The sequence below is a fragment of the Janthinobacterium tructae genome (assembly GCF_006517255.1).
In the GTDB taxonomy this organism is placed as follows: domain Bacteria; phylum Pseudomonadota; class Gammaproteobacteria; order Burkholderiales; family Burkholderiaceae_D; genus Janthinobacterium; species Janthinobacterium tructae.
Genome location: NZ_CP041185.1, coordinates 1,612,709 through 1,629,136, shown reverse-complemented (window position 1 = coordinate 1,629,136; position 16,428 = coordinate 1,612,709). Strand labels below are relative to the sequence as shown.

Annotated in this window: 16 protein-coding genes; 3 read left to right on the top strand and 13 right to left on the bottom strand. The window is 53.3% G+C overall.

Annotated features, from left to right (window positions below; all coding sequences use genetic code 11):
• The first annotated feature begins 62 nt into the window (after positions 1-62).
• Positions 63-1,304 (top strand): RNA-guided endonuclease InsQ/TnpB family protein, encoded by a 1,242-nt coding sequence (locus tag FJQ89_RS07185; protein ID WP_141169651.1) that lies wholly within the window; start codon positions 63-65, stop codon positions 1,302-1,304.
• A 401-nt stretch (positions 1,305-1,705) separates the two neighbouring features.
• On the top strand, positions 1,706-2,338 hold the full coding sequence (locus FJQ89_RS07175; protein WP_141169650.1) for a sce7726 family protein: 633 nt from the start codon (positions 1,706-1,708) through the stop codon (positions 2,336-2,338).
• Here the strand turns inward: FJQ89_RS07175 and FJQ89_RS07170 are convergent.
• From FJQ89_RS07170 to FJQ89_RS07155, 4 genes are read right to left on the bottom strand one after another with little or no spacing between them, the layout of a single operon-like run.
• Entirely contained in the window at positions 2,265-3,341 is a 1,077-nt protein-coding gene (locus FJQ89_RS07170; RefSeq protein WP_141169649.1) for a beta family protein, read from the bottom strand. The genes FJQ89_RS07175 and FJQ89_RS07170 overlap by 74 nt on opposite strands.
• Positions 3,331-4,185: an ImmA/IrrE family metallo-endopeptidase gene (locus FJQ89_RS07165; protein ID WP_141169648.1), complete on the bottom strand. Its 855-nt coding sequence runs from the start codon at positions 4,183-4,185 to the stop codon at positions 3,331-3,333. Before FJQ89_RS07165 ends, FJQ89_RS07170 begins: the two co-directional genes overlap by 11 nt.
• Before the next feature lie 3 nt (positions 4,186-4,188).
• A complete protein-coding gene (locus FJQ89_RS07160; protein ID WP_141169647.1) occupies positions 4,189-4,866 on the bottom strand; it encodes a GNAT family protein in 678 nt (225 codons plus the stop codon).
• Position 4,867: 1 nt separating this feature from the next.
• Positions 4,868-5,098, bottom strand: a complete 231-nt coding sequence (locus FJQ89_RS07155; protein WP_141169646.1) for a hypothetical protein — start codon at positions 5,096-5,098, stop codon at positions 4,868-4,870.
• 474 nt (positions 5,099-5,572) lie between these two features.
• Between FJQ89_RS07155 and FJQ89_RS07150 the strand changes: the two genes are divergently transcribed.
• Positions 5,573-6,733 carry an IS30 family transposase gene (locus FJQ89_RS07150; RefSeq protein WP_141169433.1) on the top strand — a complete coding sequence of 387 codons (1,161 nt, stop codon included), beginning with the start codon at positions 5,573-5,575 and terminating at the stop codon, positions 6,731-6,733.
• Between the two features lie 74 nt (positions 6,734-6,807).
• On the opposite strand, the gene FJQ89_RS07145 is transcribed toward FJQ89_RS07150, so the two are convergent.
• The 9 genes from FJQ89_RS07145 to FJQ89_RS07105 form a co-directional block, all read right to left on the bottom strand.
• Positions 6,808-7,275 (bottom strand): hypothetical protein, encoded by a 468-nt coding sequence (locus FJQ89_RS07145; RefSeq protein WP_141169645.1) that lies wholly within the window; start codon positions 7,273-7,275, stop codon positions 6,808-6,810.
• A gap of 215 nt (positions 7,276-7,490) precedes the next feature.
• A complete protein-coding gene (locus FJQ89_RS07140) occupies positions 7,491-7,934 on the bottom strand; it encodes a T6SS immunity protein Tdi1 domain-containing protein (RefSeq protein WP_141169644.1) in 444 nt (147 codons plus the stop codon).
• 474 nt (positions 7,935-8,408) lie between these two features.
• Positions 8,409-8,894, bottom strand: coding sequence for an ankyrin repeat domain-containing protein (locus FJQ89_RS07135; protein ID WP_081344878.1), 486 nt, complete (start codon positions 8,892-8,894; stop codon positions 8,409-8,411).
• A gap of 122 nt (positions 8,895-9,016) precedes the next feature.
• On the bottom strand, positions 9,017-9,520 hold the full coding sequence (locus tag FJQ89_RS07130; protein WP_141169643.1) for a hypothetical protein: 504 nt from the start codon (positions 9,518-9,520) through the stop codon (positions 9,017-9,019).
• Positions 9,521-9,525: 5 nt separating this feature from the next.
• The gene (locus FJQ89_RS07125; RefSeq protein ID WP_141169642.1) at positions 9,526-10,035 is read right to left on the bottom strand and encodes an HAD family hydrolase; all 510 of its coding nucleotides are present in this window, start codon (positions 10,033-10,035) and stop codon (positions 9,526-9,528) included.
• Between the two features lie 936 nt (positions 10,036-10,971).
• Complete coding sequence (locus FJQ89_RS07120) at positions 10,972-12,126, bottom strand: caspase family protein (protein WP_243136457.1); 1,155 nt, start codon at positions 12,124-12,126, stop codon at positions 10,972-10,974.
• Between the two features lie 16 nt (positions 12,127-12,142).
• Positions 12,143-14,623 carry a GAP1-N1 domain-containing protein gene (locus FJQ89_RS07115; protein ID WP_141169641.1) on the bottom strand — a complete coding sequence of 827 codons (2,481 nt, stop codon included), beginning with the start codon at positions 14,621-14,623 and terminating at the stop codon, positions 12,143-12,145.
• Positions 14,624-14,634: 11 nt separating this feature from the next.
• On the bottom strand, positions 14,635-15,471 hold the full coding sequence (locus FJQ89_RS07110; RefSeq protein WP_141169640.1) for a TRAFAC clade GTPase domain-containing protein: 837 nt from the start codon (positions 15,469-15,471) through the stop codon (positions 14,635-14,637).
• Between the two features lie 3 nt (positions 15,472-15,474).
• Positions 15,475-16,260, bottom strand: a complete 786-nt coding sequence (locus FJQ89_RS07105; RefSeq protein WP_141169639.1) for a TRAFAC clade GTPase domain-containing protein — start codon at positions 16,258-16,260, stop codon at positions 15,475-15,477.
• Between the last annotated feature and the right edge of the window lie 168 nt (positions 16,261-16,428).

Here is a 16,428-nt window from a genome sequence, read left to right as displayed (position 1 = left end):
GCGCAAATTGGCTAGCTTTCTTGTGGCCGATAGTGCCTTCACACGAGTAAGCTTGAAGAATCATGGAAAGATATCAAGCCTATAGGTTCGAGTTGAGACCAACCGGCGAACAGGAGCGCGCCATGCGCCGCTTCGCCGGTTCTTGCCGGTTCGTCTACAACAAAGCCTTGGCTCTGCAAAAAGAAAATCACGCAGCCGGCAACAAATTCATCAGCTATGTGGCCATGGCGAAATATCTGACAGCATGGCGCAACAGTTCCGAAACCCCTTGGCTGTCGGACACGCCGTGCAGCAGCTCGCAGCAAGCTTTAATAGACCTCGATAGGGCATTTAAAAACTTCTTTGAGAAGCGTGCCGGTTTTCCCAAGTTCAAACGCAAGGGTACGGGTGATGCCTTCCGCTACGCGAGCTCGAAGGAGTTCAAACTCGATAAAGGTAATGACCGTGTCTTTTTACCCAAGCTGGGCTGGATACGCTACCGCAACAGCCGCGAGGTCTTCGGCGAGTTGCGCAAAGTCACCATTAGCAAATCGTGCGGCAAGTGGTTCGCGTCGATTCTGACCCGTCGCGAGGTCGAACTTCCCTTGCCTAAAGCAGCGACGGCGATCGGCATTGACGTTGGGATCGCCCGCTTTGCCACCCTGAGCGACGGCAGCTTCATCGCGCCGCTCAACAGCTTCAAGAAACACCAGCAGCGCCTGGCGCGCTACCAGCGCCGTATGGGCCGTAAGGTCAAATTCAGCAGTAATTGGAGGAAGGCGAAAGCGCGCGTCCAGAAAATTCACACCCGCATCGTCAATGCCCGTAAAGACTTCCTCCACAAAATTACCGCAGCAATAACCCAAAACCACGTGCTCGTCTGCATTGAGGATTTGCAGGTAGGGAAAATGTCCAGGTCCGCCAAAGGCACTGTCGAACAGCCGGGCAAGAGGGTCAGTCAAAAGTCGGGGCTGAACCGCGCCATTCTCGATCAGGGATGGGGCGAGTTTAGGCGGCAGCTAGACTACAAGATGGCGTGGAACGGCGGTATGCTCCTGGCAGTGCCGCCGCACCACACTAGCCAGACATGCCCAGCTTGCGGCCACGTGTCGGAAGACAATCGGCAGACGCAGGCAAATTTCCAGTGCGTCAATTGCGGTTACACAAATCACGCCGATACAGTTGGCGCGATAAATGTGCTTGAGCGGGGGCACCGCTTGCTAGCCTGTGGAGAGATGGCGCAGTCAGGCCGCTCGAAGAAGCAGGAACCCGCCGAAGCGTGTCGCAACTCATCGCGCCGCGCTGTAGAAATCTCTGTCCTTTAGGCAGGGAGGATGTCAAATCCTGGAGCGGGGGCACCGCTTGTTAGCCTGTGGAGCGATGGCGCAGTCAGGCCGCTCGAAGAAGCAGGAACCCACCGAAGCGCTTCGCAAGTCATCGCGCAGCGCCGTAGGAATTCCGTCCTTTAGGGCGGAGAGGATGCGCGCGCCCAGCATGGGCATAGTCTTGGAGGTGAAAGCGGGGGGGGGGGGGGGCAAGGCACTATACTGTACAAATAATCAGTATAATTGCTTGGGCTATTCCGCGATATCATCAACCCAAGCACTCCAACTTTCCGATTTTCGGACTGGTGCTCGACGGCGTTATCTGGGAAAATATCGGGTCATCCTGTGTACAACATGAGTTGCCGCCCAGGCAAACAGTATCTCGCAGGACTTTTCCCATTATGCAAAAACTAACGGACAAAGAAATAAGACGAGCACTCATTGTCCATTTAGGACGACGAGCAAGGCCGCCGCATGCTACTCTGGAAGAGGTCCACGTATGTAATGGGAATGCGATTGCAGACGTTGTCGCGGTATATAAGACAATGCACTGTTATGAGATTAAAGGGGAAACCGACTCGATAAACCGGATTGTTCGTCAATCCCAGTTTTATGACCAAGCCTTCCCTTTAATTACACTTGTCACTACTAAAAATCACCTAAACAGGGCTGAGGTGATTGCGCCCAAGCATTGGGGCATCATCGTTGCTAATTCATCTCCCAACGATTCTGTAACGCTCAAGCATATTCGCGGCGCGACAAGGAATCCATCATACCTTCCCGAGATTGCCTTGCTGAGTTTGTGGCGTTCAGAGCTGGTTAACTTCCCCAATTTTAGTAGCCCATCGCTTGAAAAAATGAATAGGCAGAGAATTGCTGAATTGATTGTTTCAAGCTTACCGACTAACGCAATTAATGAGGTTGTGGGGAAAGCGTTAGCCGCTCGTAGTTCGAATAATGCTACTTTGGATAATCCCGTGACATATACTCAATATGAGCACATATCGTCGGTTTTAGAATTGTTGAAGGAGTGACATTTTTTATTCCCTTCCCATCCGCACGCTCCTGAATAAAATTATCTCCCCAAGAGTATTGGAATTTTCGGAAGAATCTTTTCTGTGCAATTCCATCGCAAATCAAATCATATTGCCCATAGCCACCAGTTTTTATTCGCCCACCTCTGGCTATGTAATGTTGATTTTCGTAGGTGTAAAATACCTTTGGTGCCGTTACGCTAAGGAGCAACTCGGGCGCTATGGTAAGATCTGAGTAAAGCGGGCTTACAATAGTGTAGTCACCAAGTGACAGTGTAATACCCTTTGCCATAGATTGCGCGGTGTGGAAGATTTCGAGTTCGGCCCTGGGAACGAATGATTCGTCACTTGGTTTGGCAATGTCTGTAATCGAAGCTGGGATAGAAGAACCCACCACGATGTACTTCTCGATCTCAATGGCCTCATCGGCTAATGACGCGAAATTTGCGATTTCCGTTGCAAGCTTCGTCCTATCACTCTCCAAACAAACGCGACAGTCAAATATGAAGATCCAATCGGTGAAGATCTTCGATCCCTCCTTAATGAGATCCAGAAGTTCGCTTTCAACTAAGTCAAAAGATGCGAATTCTTCTGGTTGAAACCGTATCGCCACTTTGTCAGAAATTATTTCACCCTTCATCTTCGCGTCAAAAATAGCTTGATTATGGTTTGGTGCACGATCTAAGCCTAGAACAGGAACGTATTCAAAATCAGAGAATTCTTCAATGATAACTCTGCAATTTGGTGATTTTGCAGGTGCTATTGAATCCGGGATGTCAAATGAATCGATAAATATATAAAGAAAATCTTTTAGATATTTTTCAGTTTTTTTGGCGCATGTTGCAACTGTTTTTTCAAAATCGAGACGGGTGATGCCATCTTTTCTGGCAAAATCAAAAAATGGGGTGAGTTCTTTCTTAAGCTTCAAGTTCAGCATGGAGAGACCTGCCACTTCATTACTTTTGAACTTAAAAAATGGAGTGTAGTTATAATTAAGTGCCATTCAATATCTCTCGAACATTATATTTATTGATTATTTCAGAGAATAAGTCGTATCGTTTCAGATCTCTCTGTATGCGGCCCGCCACACATTGCGCGGGAATGCCCAGTCGATCTGCAAAGCTCACAATATCGTCTATCGAGTTGGTATAACGAGCGGGGCAACTACGCCATTCATTTCTGGGGATTAAACTGTCAGAAGCAAGACGATCGGCTTGTTTTTCCACAAGACTATCGGATTCAACATCGAAGTCATCGAGAATTGGATTATCTAATTGATCTGCATGTAATACTACATGCGCGAGTTCGTGCATAAGCGTGAACCAGAAATGATCAAGCCGCGAGTACCTTAAACTGAGCGCAACAATAATGTGCCCCGAGGGGAGCGAAAATACAGCCCCATCAAGCTTCATGGAAGGAATTGACTCTTCCCAGATAATAACTATCCCATACGCCGCCAGATAAGGACCGATCTCAGGAAGGCTTTCCGCATCCTTGAATCTCTTGGGTAGATCGGCGTAGATGCCGCCATCTAAACCACTGAATGGAGGAAGTGAGTTGGCTGCGACATACCATCCCGCCGTTCGTCGCACGGAAGACAACCACACATTGATCAGCACATCTGATGCATCATCGCGTTTTCGGTAAAGAGCTGCAGCAGCATCGCCGCCACGATAGATAAAGCTCATCAATTCCGGAAGGCGCGTATCAGCTGTGTCCCGATACTTCTTGGGCGCCGCCGCAAGGATTGCATCGGCTTTAAGGAACGCCTCGTAAAATTTCCGCGGTTCGACCGCAGTGGAAGCGGGGCAAGGAAAATCTTCTTCAAGCGTATTCAGGATTTTCATAAATTATCCTTTCGCCATCGACTCGGAGGCAATCCATTCGAAAAACTTCAGGCCCTCTTTGTCGTATGCCTGGAAAGCCTTCATCCCGATACGTTCGTAAAACCTCTCAGCTTTAGGGAGAGAGTGCAATGAAAATCCTGGTCGAAGTTTCAAATCCTCTTGCGCATAACTAATCACCCGGTCCAAAAGTTTCGCTCCCGCGCCTTTGAAAATACGATCTGCCAACACATTTTCACGATTCCATGGCGCGGCCGCGATGTATTCTACGTAGAAAATGTCGCCCGCACCGACGACGCTCGATTTCGGGTGATAGATGAGGCATGCTGCCTGAGGGTAGCCTTCCGCGACCAAGAAGAACCATTGGTAGCAGTTACCTCTGTAGTGCAAGCACTTATCGAGCCAACGCCAATGGTAGTCTTCGAGCTGTGCCGCCTCTAGGATTGGATCTATGTCGACACCTTCCGCGTCGAGCGATTGAATATGACGCATAAGGCTTACATTGAATCCTCCCCATGATCGGTCACATAAATTTGCAAACAACAAGTCCCATCCGGCGTAGATCGAATATTCGACTTCACCAGCTTTCCCAATTAACTTGCCGGTAGAGATGATGCCAGCAGTGATGATTGTAGGTGACGCCGCATCTAACGCCCGTCGAATATCTTCGATCGTGAAGTTCAAATCATCTCCTTGGTTTCGCAACTGTGGGCAGGCCAGTGCCGAAAAAAATAGTTATAGCAATGACCGTTGGTTCAACGCCGTTGATTACCTTAAGCTTAACATTTATGTCTATCTGGAAAATACGCGAATTATCACCGCCCTCGGAAATCCCCCCATTTTTAGAGCGCTCTAAAAGTAGATGGTAAGCGGCCATGGCAAGCTTCTGTTTTGGCGTGATGCTGGCAAGTGCCATGTCGCGTCAGCCGTGATCGCAACTCCACCGCCATCGCGCAAAGTCCCCGATCTGGCCGAGCGCACGAAGCAGAAGACGGGCTAGTTTATCGTAGCCAACTGTGCCGCTATCGCGCGCAAAAGCAGGTGCTCTGCTGTTGCCTCGGTCAGCTAAGCCATCCTTCGCCGGCAGTGATAGGTAGGGGAGGTCAACTTTTTCTTGCGCGCGGTAGGAGTCTCTGCAGGGCAGGGGAGATAGACAGGCCAGCCCCGATCTCGTCGTCGGGTCAGGCAACTACGAGATCGCACGCCACAAGCGCCTGGCACGAAACCCAAGCCCCGGACACGATCCATGGTTCTCATCGTCCGAGAACTATGGATCAGGAGAGGCTGAGCTACTGGTGGCGATTCAATGGCATCCTCCGCTTCCGCCTGCGGATTCAATCGGTGGTCGCAACACTCTAACCTAAACGCCCAGGTTACAGGAGTGTTGAAGATGAAACAGAAACCACGCATTTATTACACCGAGAGCCAGAAGGCCTTGATGTGGGAACGCTGGAAGCAAGGCGACTCCCTGCAGATGATATCCCAACTATTTGATCGGAATCACTCGTCGATACAGCGGATTCTGGCTGAATCTGGTGGCATACAGCCAGCACAGCGATGCCGTTCCAGACTGGCGCTGACGCTGGCTGAGCGCGAGGAGATATCGCGTGCCGTCGTTTCCGGCGTATCCATCCGCGCACTTGCCAGACGCCTCGGACGCGCACCATCGACCATCAGCAGGGAACTCAGGCGCAATGGTGGCCGCGAAGCATATCGTGCGACTCAGGCGGATCAGCATGCTTGGGATCAGGCGCGTCGCCCCAAACCTTGTAAGCTGACGGAGAGCCGCATGCTGGCCAACATGGTTGCCAGCAAGCTCCAATTGCAGTGGTCGCCGGAACAGATTGCTGGCTGGCTCAAGCAGCTGTTCACGCGCCACGAGGAGTATCACGTGTCGCACGAAACCATTTACCGCAGCCTCTACATCCAGGCCCGAGGTGCCTTAAAGAAGGAACTGCTGGAGCACTTGCGCCGGACGCGCGCCATGCGCCGCTCACGTCATCACACCCAAAAGACTGACAACCACGGCAGAATTGTCGACGCCGTGCCGATCAGCGAGCGTCCAGCGACGGCAGCGGATCGAGCGGTGCCCGGGCACTGGGAAGGTGATCTGCTGTTCGGCAGCCACAATAGCCAGATCGTGACCTTGGTCGAGCGCCAGACGCGCTACGTCATGCTGGTGAAAGTTGCCGCCAAGGACACCGAGACGGTTGTCAATGCGCTGATCGACAATGCCCGCAGGCTACCCCACGAACTGTATAAATCACTGACCTGGGACAGAGGCAAAGAGATGGCTGGCCACAAGCGTTTTACTTTGGCCACTGACATCCAGGTCTACTTCTGTGATCCACAGAATCCGTGGCAGCGCGGTTCAAATGAAAATACCAACGGCCTGTTGCGGCAGTATTTCCCCAAAGGACTGGATATTTCCACTTACTCGCAAGAGCAACTCGATGCGGTAGCCAGAAGACTCAACGAGCGCCCCAGGAAGACGCTACACTACCAAACACCGGCTCAACGATTTGAACAGTGTGTTGCGTTGACCGATTGAATCCGCACCCCAAAGCGGACATTGTAAAATTAGACAAATCGCCATCCTCTATGTACGTGCTTAACACCTCCCCTTCAATCTTCCCTTCTATATTTGAATTTTTGGGCGTACATCATGATTTCGCAATTACTGGTTGCTGCAGCGTCCCAAGATGTATTGTTGACTAGCTGATATTGCAACGATTTCATTTCCTGCCACACAAAATCCTGTTGCCACGGATGGCGGCCGACACGCTGGAAGTGATCGAACATGTCGCGGCACTTAGGCGAATAGCAGAGCACATAATCATCGATCGGTTCGATGGATATCAATACGTGCTCTTCATCACAATAGTGTTCCGCTTCAGAGCGATTTCCACTACCAAACAAAGTCTTGCTTCGAAAACCCAAATCAAACTGCTGCTCGAACCAAGCATCTGCTAGCCTGTGTAGTTCACCAGACGTATCTCTTGGTTGCCGTGCTATTTTCAGATATGGATTGACCAGGATACCTTGCTGCTCATGTAATTCGCTCAGGCGATGAGCTCGAAAAATTTTCTTCATGAATTTCTTTAGATTGGTTACAAGTATGGTCGGTTTGGACTATTTAGATTGGGCTGACTTTTTGCCCTTTGAAGATCATGTCCGCTCAGTGCAAGTTCTGATTTATTTATGCAAGAAAGGCAATCTGTAAGCTGCCTCTTATCTTTTTGAAAGGTCTACTCTTGGCCGGTTGCCGTCGTTGGCAGGTTCCGCCCAAAATCGGACGACACATTAGGCTACGTTCCCACCGCTCCAGACGGTTCGATATCCTGCAATCCACCCACCAACTCCACATATGTGAAGAAATTCCCCTTCTTGTATGACGCGACTGAGCTGTCCCCACCCATAAATGGAAAAGGTACAGGAATGAAAATCTCGCCATTATCGAGAGCCCCAAGTCGGGTTTCAATTTCGACGACTTTTTCTTCCTTTAGAATCAATCGCTTGGTCTCGGGATGAGTAAGAAAGGATTCGATAAAGGCAGTGATTGAATTCATTCCTAGTGGAACGATTTCCGGATTTACTGTAAAAAGAACTGCACATTGTCCACCGGAAGGATTACGTAAGAAAACGTCTCTCAAATAGCTATATCCAAAGACTTCGTCGAATTCGCCGACAAAATTGGCCCAGCGTCCCATCGCTTGCGACACGGCCGTAGATTGAAGCAGCAATCGGTACATGATATATATTCCCTTTCCGTCGATGTCGCCCAAGAGCACAAGCTTATCAAGTCGTTTGTCCGCTTCTGACTGCGGACTCAATCGATCAATGCAACACTTTAACTTAAATAAAACGTTGCAGAACAGAAATGATACGAATGATGAACCGAATCAATGGCGCTGTGCCCCGCGGAACCCGAGATTACCGTCGCAAGGCATTTTGCCGCGGGAACGTTCATGCGGGAACCCGCCGAAGCTCAAGTAGCTTATGCTAGCGCGAGGTGTTTGTCTCTACAGGGCAGGGGAGATAGACAGGCCAGACCCGATCTCGTCGTTGGATTAGGCAGCTACGAGATCGCACACCTGGTGCCTGGCACGAAACCCAGACCTCGGACACGATCCGTGATTCTCATCGTCCGAGAACCATGGATCAGGAAAGTCTAAGCTACTGGTGGTGATTCAATGGCACTGTCCGCTTCCGCCCCAAAGCGGAAGTTACTGAGTAAGTAAAACTGCCAAAACTTCTTTTTGCCCACGTTCGATTGCAAACGCTCTTGCATCCATATTTGTCATTGATTGACCTGTATAGGCCACGCTGTAGTCAATTCCATATTCAATAAATAATTCAGCCAACTCGGTACTACCAACATAGATTGCGCTGAATAACGCGTTTCTCTCCGGCTCACTTACATCAAACTTGGCTCCTTGACTTAGGAGAAATTTGCAGACTTCCACATGGGCCTTTGAGGCAGCATAATTTAGGGCATCACCACCAAAGGTACCGCCCCTTGCATCAATGTCAGCACCACAGGATAGGAGGAGTTTGAGAGCTTCTAAATTTCCAGCACCTGCTGCAACATGCAAAAGAGGACCGAACGGCGTCTGACTGTTTAGTAGAGCCAAATCTTCGCGTAATAGCTGCTCTAAGCTTTCAATTCGCCGCTCCTGAATGGCGTCGTAGGCTGCCTTTAATTTATTCATGATGATATCGCTATTCGGTACATGGTTAGCAAAATAGACAATTGGAAATGGCTGCTCTTGGCCGGTTGCCGACGTTCATGTGCGACAGCTTCCGACCCAATCCGGACGTTCGGCTTGGCTAATTACTTACGGGACTGGCCTTCTTTCACGCGGCGCACAATGTCGCCCTCCCAACCACAAGCTGCACCACTATGCATCGAGCAAGAGGCGCCCTCCACCTTGGCGGTGTTCTTCTGCTTATCGAAAGTTACGGTAATGACACAAGCATCGTCCTTATCAACCTTCGTATAAGGCGAGAACGTCAGGACGTTCTTTACAACCTTGCCTACACCGGCCACCGAGCCTGAGCAACTGCCTTGTACTACCGTGGTTTTTGCTGCGATTGCCCCTGACTCCGCGTCGAGCGCAATCAAATCAAGAGAGCTTGCTTGCGAACGGAACTGCCCTTCCACGTTAGCGTATTGGGCGCTTGCAGCAGCACTCGCCAGTAGAAGGAAACTTAGGAGCGCACGTTTAATCATCGTTAGGGATTCAATGTTTGGTGACACCTGCCAGGTGCGTAGGGAAATCGATGTCCGCTTTTGGCCGGTTGCCGTCGTTAGCAGGTTACGCCCCATTTCAGACATTCGCTTCAGGCCGTCGTTGACTGCATTTCCGCCATCGCCTTAACGCGTTCGATAACGCCAAGAAGTTCCGTATCACACGGATCACCTGTGAACTCAGTTAGGCAAAGATGCCGCGTGGGTTGACGCTGGAGCTTTTCGGGACTGTCATCGATCATGATGATCTCGTCTGCGGCATACCCGTGCTTCAACGCCTTGCGCAGATCCTTTATGTACACATAACCGTTACTTTTCGGATCAACCTTCTGAACACACTTTGATACCGCCCATGAAAATGCAACGGGATAGGAAGCTCCAAACAGCTCCTCGGTGACTATCTCGACATAGCGTTCGCTCGATGAAGACCAGACTGCCATATCGAAGTGCGACGCACAGAACCTGATCAGGTCAGATGCAAACGGTCGTACATAGACAAAATATGGGCCAATGCGAAAGGAGTGAGCACAAGGTAAGGCAACCTCAGTAGCATGCACCAAGGTTTCATCTAAGTCGAAGACAATCAGTCGAACCCGCGCCATGTTCTTGCCTTTCGTTGTCCGCTTCTGGCCGGTAGCGGCACCAGAGCATAGCGGATTGCTAAGCAGAAAAACTCACAAATTGTCACGCTGCCGCGAATGACCGCTTGTGGCCGGTTGCGGTCGTCGGCAGGTTCCGCCTGCGGACTCAATCTATCAACGCAACACTTTAACTTAAATGCATCGTTGCAGAGCGGAAATGATGCGAAAGAGAACTCGAATCGATTGCGCCGCGACACACGAAGCCCAAGATTACCGTCGCAAGGCGTTTTGCCGCGGGAACGTTAATGCATGAGCCTCCCGAAGCTCAAGTAGCTTTTGCTAGCGCGTGGCAGGAGTCTCTGCAGGGCAGGGGAGATAGACAGGCCAGGCCCGATCTCGTCGTTGGATCAGGCTGCTAAGAGATCGCACACATGGAGTGTGGCAGCACACCCAGGTCACTAACACGAACATCGGCTCTTTTTCTTTCGATAACCATGGATCAGGAGAGTCTAAGCTACTGGTGGCGATTCAGTACTCTCTTCGAGAACATACGAAATTCTTTCGCAACTCTCACGACGCCGCAATCACGCCATTTGAGTGAATATTCGCATGAACGCAGCTACCTAGTCTTGCCGATCGCAGCCAACAATTCGCTTGGATTTCATCGTCGACAAAAAGGCAATGAAGTCGCTCGAACGGCCACTAAGGATTGAGGCCAGAAAATCGTCACTGGGCTGCTGATAACCTGCTCGCAACCTGCGACGGCGAAACTGGGTTCAGATAACGGGGGTTCAGCCGTGCTCACAAGCCCTTGAATCCGAAACTAGGCGGAGCTGGCGAGTACATCGTACGCGGACGGATCAGTTTGATCGATGATACTTTAGCCAACTTAGAAAAAGTGAGGCCCGGCTCTCCCGTGATGGGAAGGCCGGGCCTTTTCATTTTATGGATAGTTTCTCAGGGCGCTTGCAATTGGGCGAGTTGTGGGTTCTGTGAGTAGTCCTCTTTAGCTGTACGAAGCAGGCTAGCAAAGCTGATGTTGGCACCGCCGCCGCCCTGCTTGAGGGAGCGTAGCGCGGCATGCCAGGCGGCCTGGCCAGACGACTGGTACTGCAATCGCGACAGGTCCCCGCCGGCGCGGCTCCAAACTTCCTGGTCTCTCGGTCCGAATGGGTACACGGCGACGAGCTCCTGCTCAAGCAGTTGCCAAGGGTCGGGCTGCTGGGCAGAGGGCGCGTTCGTCTGGGCATTCGCCGTAGCGTTTGCCGATTTCACGCCGCCTTGGCTTAGCGCGACAGCGAAATTCATCTCCAAGTTGTCTGCCTTGAAGATTGGATGCTGGGTATCTGGTATCAGCTTCGGCACTTCTTCGGAGATGTAGTTGAAGAGATCGAATACCTTGATGACGCCGCTGGCGCCTTTGTCGGCAGCGCCTTTCAGTCCCGCCAAGAGAGTCGTAGTGAAAACGCTATTGCGCGCGCTGGTAAACACCCCAGAAGTTTCGTCAGCACGGCAGGACGCCATTAAGGCGCGGCCGGTCCCTGCAGCCAGTCTTTCAAAGGCCTTTTGCGAATAGCCTGACTTCATCACGTGGCCCTTGCCATCGGTCAACTGCTTAGAAATTGCCGCGCCGCCGGCATGGCATGCGTCAATGAAGACGAGCAATTGCTTCGCCTTGATGTTGGCAAATGCGCTGGCCAGCTCTTGGGAGCTGATTGATGTGCCCGCAAGGTCGTCCAGATCCGTGTCCACCGTTGCCCACACACTGTCTTCCTGGCCATTGTTGTCCACGATGCCGCCATGGCCTGAGAAAAACACGCATGCAGTGCTGTCCGGAGTTGTGCGAGCAGCAAGGTCGGCCAAGCCCTTCAATACCGCTGCCCGAGTAGCCGCGCCATCAAGGAGGGTGACGACGTTGGCCAGCGGGTAGCCGCAATACTGCGTTGACGATAGCGTTGCCGCCACGTCCGTGGCGTCGTTCAGGATCGCGGCCGGCAGGCTCGAGATATTTTGGTAGTTCGCCACGCCGATGAGGAGCGCGTAGCCTTGTAGGTAGCTTGTCGTTGTCATGGTGTTAGGGCTGGTGCTTTGGAAGTCGTAGTAGAAAAACATGGTGGTTCCTCCAATCTCAATGGTGCCCAACGATGTCGGTATCTTGCGCGTACAACCGAAGATGCTCGTTGTTTGGAAAGTCCTGGTACATTTTCGCGAGGAGTTCGCTAGCTTTAGGGCCGGAGCCCATGCGCACTGATGACAGCGCGCTGTGCCAACGTGCTATACCATTCTGGGCCCCCCTTCCAAGCTGGTAGTTTTTGCCGCCGGCGCGCGACCAGAGTTCGTTCGTTTCAGGTCCATCCGGATACAGCTCACAAGCCTCACGTTCAAGTGCCTCCCATTTCTCGGCTTTACTAGGTGTCGAGAGCTTCAGCTTCAAACGCAGGTAAAAGTCGAGTAAGTGCTCGGATTTCCTTAGCGCTGGTAAGAGGTCGCTACGATCGCAGTTGCGTTTTTCCTCAAGGAACTTGGCAGCTCGTTTCCAACCACGAGCCGCGACCAAACCTCCGAGTTGCTCGGCTTGGCTAGTGGACAATGCACGGATGCTTCGTAATGTGTCGCCGAGCCAAGTGATGAGCGCTTCTTCACCGAATGAAGGCAGGGAGGCGACAATTACCAGGCGAGTTTCAAATGGCTTCAGCTCGTCGCCGAGCACCTCTTTTAACCGGGGGCATGCAACGATCGCGCGTTCCAAGACTGGTTCTGGTTGCGTCACGTTAGAGGCCGTAGCCACGTCCAACCAACCGCGGGCAGTCGCGTCCAAATAGCGGGGGAGCAGCGCTGCAGGCAGACGTGACCAAAGTTGCGCTCGCTCCGGAGTACCATTTAGATTGGCAAGAGGGGTATGGGAGAGCGCGTCCAGCAGACCGGACTCAACCGCATGCCCACCGGCGAACCGCCTCAGAACGGTGTCGCGTACAGCGGCCGCGTTTCGAGGAGAGTTCCACCGTGCCGGCTGTCTGGCAATTGCTGCTGCCCAGATCTTCTGCTCAGTAATCTCCTCGCAGCGAATATCGGCCAGTAAATCTGGGTTCTCCCTAGCCAGCTCGACGCACAGATCCACGAGGCGAGCATCTTTCAGCTTGACGGTGCATTCAAGCGCCTGCGCGGGGGTTGCATTCCGCATGGCCGCTCGGATACCTTGGCTTGTTGTCTGATCAACTTCCGCGACTAGCTGGCGCCGCACGGCTTCCAGGGGCGGCGCAATCGCACCCAAGGCCGCACCGTGGGCGATCAACCAGCGCTTTCTTATCAGAGCAGATAGCAGTGCCTCCTGGCTGGCGGCGGCCAAAGCTTTTGGGGCGACCTGGACCAGCCTCAGTTCTACTTCGGAGTCATCCGGCAGCACGCAGAGGGCCGTGACGAACGCCTCGGAGTTCACCTCGGCCCATCTCCAGATCGCGCTGTAGATGGTATGTTTAGTACGGTGAGCAGCAACACCTAGCCCGGCGCTAGCGGCTCCGCGCCAAGGTGCAATTGCGAGATCACTATTAACGGAGGCAGCGACCAATTCCATTGTACTGACATCGTCCAGGGGCGCGAAATCGAGATCACCGACGACTTGTTCCATTGCATTCCATACGGCCGCTGAGCTAGGGAATCCATCGAGACCCAAATTCCTGAGTTGAAGTAGTTGGCTGGGTTGTGCGCTGGCCAGCACGGCCGAAAAGCGATCGATTAATTGGTTCTTCAATCGCTCGCCACAAGTCTTTTGACCGGACAACCCATCGACCATGCGTATGACAGAAAGGAGCGCGTCCAACGTGGTGGCAGTGGGAAGCAGGGCCTCCAAGCGTTCCAACCGGGCCAAATCTTTGAAAGACTGAACGTCCAGCCCCAGGTCGTTGGCCAGTACCAGAATTGGCGCAATGCTGCGTTGACCAAGCAGAATCTTGGCCGACTCGTTCGCCCACACAAGATCACCGGGCTTGACGACAGGATGCTTGGTCCATTGACCTTGCCGCTGCGCGGGCGTGCATACGAGTACCGGAGGAGGCTGCATCATGACATCGTTCGGGCCGAAGCTGAGCCTAAACGCGAAGGAGCGCCTAATCGAGGGCCAGAGATTGCGCCACAAGGCGTCGACTAGCTCTTCGAAACCGTCAACACCAACCCTGACCACTGGGCCAGGCCCGCCGGCCGTCAATGCATTGGCAGTGCCAATCAGATCGGGAGGCGCTACTGGAGTTTCGCCCGATGTTGCCAGCTGCAGGTGCTCTAGCTGTCCTACGCAATCTGTAGCGGTAGAGTGTAGCCCGGCGAAAAGTGGGGACAGGCTGCTGGCGGCGCACATCTCGTCCAATGGAATGAAGAGGGCGTGGGTGAGCACCATGCCCCCGCGCGACGCTGTTGGGTCCAAAAACGTACGAGCCAGGACGTAGTGGTCCGAGAGAGGGAAGCCGCGGACAAACGGTGCCCAGTTCAGATCGCCTGGCGGAATGGTGTCAGGCAGGTCGAGCTTCGATGCAATGCCTTCCGCCATCAGCGCATTTGGACTGGCGGCCCTGAGCCCATGACCACGGCGGGCAACCTCACCATAGATCGCTTGTTCCACGCGCATATCGCTCAGCTCCGCCCGCTCATGAGACGTCGGATTGGCAGGGTGATATCCGCGCTCTGTTGACCGTCGGGCAGCACCACGTAACCGAAGTCCTCTGGTCCAAGGCTAGCGAACTCCACGTCTGCATCTTCCGTGCTAAGCGCCCGGCCGAGAGCGGACAATCCCATTATGGTGGGCGTCGCCCAGTTACTACGTACAAAGGACCACAGCATCGGCAACCGATCTGCGAGAACCTCGGTAGGGACGCGCGGGTCGTCTACCTCGTCCCAACAGGTCAGTAAAATAGTCAAGCTAGGCCTTTGGAGCGGTTTCTCGAGATGGAATTGCCCCAGATAAAGCAGGATTTGAAGGAGCTCAATCATCCTGGCTTGGTCTGAGATGGCGTGAGCCGCTGTTGTCGGCAGGGGCTTCAACTCGCTCAGTTTCTGCAAAGGCCGGGAAAACAGATCATCTTCCACCCGAATCGACTGCAGTCGAATCAGTAAAACCCAATCCGTGGCGCTGAGTACGCGTTCCCGCCAGGCCTCTGGAATTTGACGCTGGACGGCAAGATTGCGCACTTGTTCCCCACCATAATCGGGCCACACCAGATCTGCGACGCGGCCGGCATCATCACGAATTGGCCATACGCTCTCAACGTAAGAATCCGCTGGCGTATGGTGGGTTGCCAGTCCCTCGGTCAAGCAACTCAGCGCCGTAGCAAATGGCGTCACGTTCGACGGAGCAACGGCTGCCTTGAGAGCGCAGGTCTGGACCGACAGGCGCTTCAAGAACTGGGCGCCGTAGTGAGTTTTACCTACGCCGGATTCACCGACTAGCAAGATGGTGTGTTGTTCTCCCAATGCCTATCTCCTGCCAATTCGGAAAAGTGGGTCGTGCCCTGGTGCGTCGGTCGCTGGCAAATTTAAGCCCGGCCGCTTCGCTTCAAGAATCCACCCGAACAGCTGGCGGAAGCCGTCAACAACGGCTTCGTCGTCAGCCCCGTGCACGCTTACAGTGAACTCTGGAACCACCGGCGACACCGAGGCTAACATACTGCGGATCTTAGCTTCCAAGACGGGGGGGACTGGAAGGTCACCCTTAGTCCAAACCAACGCGATGGGGCGACCATGGGCGTTCGCGATCGCACGTTGCGCGAGCAATTGAAAGTCGTTGCGCGCGGTGCCAAGCTTGGGGCCAGAGAGCGCTTCACTGTCGGCCACCAGCAGGGTGATGTCAGCGTTTCGCGCGATCCAGGCGGCGCCTTGGGCGTCGGCGGCCCGCTCGTCGATTGCCCATTTCTGGAACCATTCGCCAGGGGCATCGGCGAAAATGAAATCGCGAAGAGAACCATTCTCGAGACGGAAACCGAGATGCAGCATGCCGGGTGCGCGCGCTTCGCTGCTGGGCGTGTGTGGCGGGAAGCTTGGGGGGGTATCTGGCTTCCAGCGCAGTGCGGACGCAACGGCTTCCCAGCCATTAAGGGTATAGGAATTGCTGAAGCTGTGCGCGTCGGTGGTCAGTTTGCCTTGCCAAAGGAGCTGGTAGAACGCACCCAAGATCGTGGTCTTGCCGGCACTCTCCGGGCCGACGATGGCAACAGTAATTGGCTTCCCAACCCCGCTCAGAAAGTTGAGGTCTTTTGGCCCCATGGCCGAACCACTCCATGGAAGGAGCGTTTGGCCAGCTTCCGGCAAGGCGGAAGCTGGAGCGTCATTCGAGCCTTGCCACTCAGGGCACTGATCCTTCCTGAGGTGGCCAAGCGTGCAGGTGATGTTGTCGTCCGCAAAACAATGCAGGTGTCGGCAGCCGTCCATGAG

Excerpts from the sequence above, each read along its gene's own strand:
- FJQ89_RS07185 (WP_141169651.1), top strand. The coding sequence starts at position 63 with ATGGAAAGATATCAAGCCTATAGGTTCGAGTTGAGACCAACCGGCGAA.
- FJQ89_RS07175 (WP_141169650.1), top strand. The coding sequence starts at position 1,706 with ATGCAAAAACTAACGGACAAAGAAATAAGACGAGCACTCATTGTCCAT.
- FJQ89_RS07170 (WP_141169649.1), bottom strand. The coding sequence starts at position 3,341 with ATGGCACTTAATTATAACTACACTCCATTTTTTAAGTTCAAAAGTAAT.
- FJQ89_RS07165 (WP_141169648.1), bottom strand. The coding sequence starts at position 4,185 with ATGAAAATCCTGAATACGCTTGAAGAAGATTTTCCTTGCCCCGCTTCC.
- FJQ89_RS07155 (WP_141169646.1), bottom strand. The coding sequence starts at position 5,098 with ATGGCACTTGCCAGCATCACGCCAAAACAGAAGCTTGCCATGGCCGCT.
- FJQ89_RS07150 (WP_141169433.1), top strand. The coding sequence starts at position 5,573 with ATGAAACAGAAACCACGCATTTATTACACCGAGAGCCAGAAGGCCTTG.
- FJQ89_RS07145 (WP_141169645.1), bottom strand. The coding sequence starts at position 7,275 with ATGAAGAAAATTTTTCGAGCTCATCGCCTGAGCGAATTACATGAGCAG.
- FJQ89_RS07140 (WP_141169644.1), bottom strand. The coding sequence starts at position 7,934 with ATGTACCGATTGCTGCTTCAATCTACGGCCGTGTCGCAAGCGATGGGA.
- FJQ89_RS07135 (WP_081344878.1), bottom strand. The coding sequence starts at position 8,894 with ATGAATAAATTAAAGGCAGCCTACGACGCCATTCAGGAGCGGCGAATT.
- FJQ89_RS07130 (WP_141169643.1), bottom strand. The coding sequence starts at position 9,520 with ATGTCTGAAATGGGGCGTAACCTGCTAACGACGGCAACCGGCCAAAAG.
- FJQ89_RS07125 (WP_141169642.1), bottom strand. The coding sequence starts at position 10,035 with ATGGCGCGGGTTCGACTGATTGTCTTCGACTTAGATGAAACCTTGGTG.
- FJQ89_RS07120 (WP_243136457.1), bottom strand. The coding sequence starts at position 12,126 with ATGTTTTTCTACTACGACTTCCAAAGCACCAGCCCTAACACCATGACA.
- FJQ89_RS07105 (WP_141169639.1), bottom strand. The coding sequence starts at position 16,260 with ATGGGGCCAAAAGACCTCAACTTTCTGAGCGGGGTTGGGAAGCCAATT.